This window comes from Bacteroides propionicifaciens DSM 19291 = JCM 14649 (assembly GCF_000375405.1).
Classification (GTDB): Bacteria; Bacteroidota; Bacteroidia; order Bacteroidales; family Bacteroidaceae; genus Bacteroides_E; species Bacteroides_E propionicifaciens.
The window spans coordinates 1-2,035 of sequence record NZ_AQWS01000065.1 but is presented as its reverse complement, the minus strand read 5'-3'; the positions used below and the strand labels follow the sequence as shown (position 1 = coordinate 2,035).

At 32.3% G+C, this 2,035-nt stretch carries 1 protein-coding gene; it reads right to left on the bottom strand.

Annotated features, from left to right (window positions below):
* Positions 1-159: 159 nt before the first annotated feature.
* Entirely contained in the window at positions 160-1,797 is a 1,638-nt protein-coding gene (locus B091_RS0111470; RefSeq protein WP_018110136.1) for a DUF6377 domain-containing protein, read from the bottom strand.
* Between the last annotated feature and the right edge of the window lie 238 nt (positions 1,798-2,035).

Here is a 2,035-nt window from a genome sequence, read left to right as displayed (position 1 = left end):
ATACATGTCTAAGTTTTTTATTATAAAACAACGGCTCAGGTAAAGTTGTTACCCAAGCCGATCATTTTAACTTACACACTTTATGAGAGGGTGTCGTAATCTATTTTAGGGGCTTTGTCTTATCTGTATTTTGTCCAATTGTTTTTGAGTACTTGTCTGTCAAATAGCTCCTATTTTAATAACTAATGATTCGAATTCTTCGCGAGGAACGGCAGCTTTGTTTCGCACTCTTGTGCGGTAATTGTAAATTGTGTTTGCGGAATAATGTAGAAAGCTGGCAATCTTGGAACTGTCAGTAATTCCTAATCGAATGAGGGCAAATATCCTCAACTCGGTATTTAATAGTTCGTTTTGTTTTAGTTCGAAACGTTCTTCTTCTACAAGTAATGAGTTTAGTTCTTCAACAAAATTAGGATAAAGATGTAAGAATATATTATCGAAATTTTCGTACAATTCTTTTAATTCATTATCTATCATTTCGGAGGACTTCAACATCTTATAAAGCTCATCGAGTTTTTTCTCTACAGCTTTTTTATTTAGTGTGTTTTGGTATTTTTCAAGTTTACTGATGTATGTAGAACATAGATCGAGAAAATGACCGATGTATGTTTCTTTGATACGGTTGGCATCAGAGAGTTCTGTATTGACAGTCAAGAGCAGAGAATTGCTACTTTGTAAATTGGTATTGAGTTCGTTCAATTTAGTATTTGTTTTATACAATTCTTTACGTATTCTTGCCAGTCGCTTCATTTGATAGTATACATAAATAATGGCAATAATCAAGAATACAGACAATATACTAATCATCAATAGAAATAACTTCAACTCGTTTTTTTGTTTCATTATTTTGTCTTGATAGGCAGAATCAATAATCGGAAAGATTTGTGAAACCTCGAAAGTTCTCAATCTAGCATTGCAAAACATAGCATCTTCCATCGAGGACTGTATACATTTATAGGCAAGCTCAATATCACCGGTCTCATATAAAACAGAGGCTAAGGCTTGTAGGGATGCATTTTCTTTTATTCCATTCTTGATATCACAGATAGCAGATATTGTATAATATTCTTTTTCTTGTTCTATATTTTGCTCCTTCTTAAAAATGTTAGCTAAAGCATAAGCAAGTACAGCTCTTTCGTGATTTTCGGATGGTGACTTTTCTAATAATTCATGCAGAATCTTTTTTGCATCCTCCAATCTATTTTGGTCATGGTATTTTTCGGCTAAAACAATCTTATAATGATTTGAATTCTGATCAAGCACACTTAGCAATGAATCACGATATATGTCACTTTTTTGCTTATAGGTTACAGCCTCTATATTATTTACAGAGTAGTTGCTATATAGTTGCTTGTATGAGTCATAGTAATTGATCAGTAGCCAATCGGGTAGTTGGTCTTTATTTATATTTTCTAGCATATTATAGGAGTCAATATACATTCCTGCCACAGAATAGAGTGCGGATAAATGTAGCTTCGCTTCATTGATCCACACTTTTTTATCTAAATGTTTTGCTATTTCAAGATTCTTTTTGAGGAAATGTATGGCAGAATCGGAGAGATATGTTTTGTATTCGTGATAAAGTTTAAGGTTTACATCATAGGTTTGGTCATCACTAATATTAGGTGTTTCTAGCATCGTTTTCAATTCTGAAATTCGTTGCTCCTTTATTTGTGTGTATACATCCTTATTCTCTAATAGTTTGCGTAGCTCTGCCTGAATTGTATCCTGCTCTACCTCAGAAAAAACATTCAAAGGAAACAGGAACACAAATGCAATAATTAGCAATGTTTTCATAGGTCACTTATATTATGATACAAAGATAAAAAGGTATTTAAGTATAGTGACATAATTTACATTTTAAATCATCAATTACTTAATATGTCTATATCTGAAAAATCGAATACCAGATTTGTCTTTTACTCTTTTATCAAATGCTGCTGGACTTGCTAACTTTACCCGCACAACTAGTTAAGGGATAAAAAACTATCTTTATCCAATGAAACAACGAAAAGTATACAACCGAGAGTTTAAA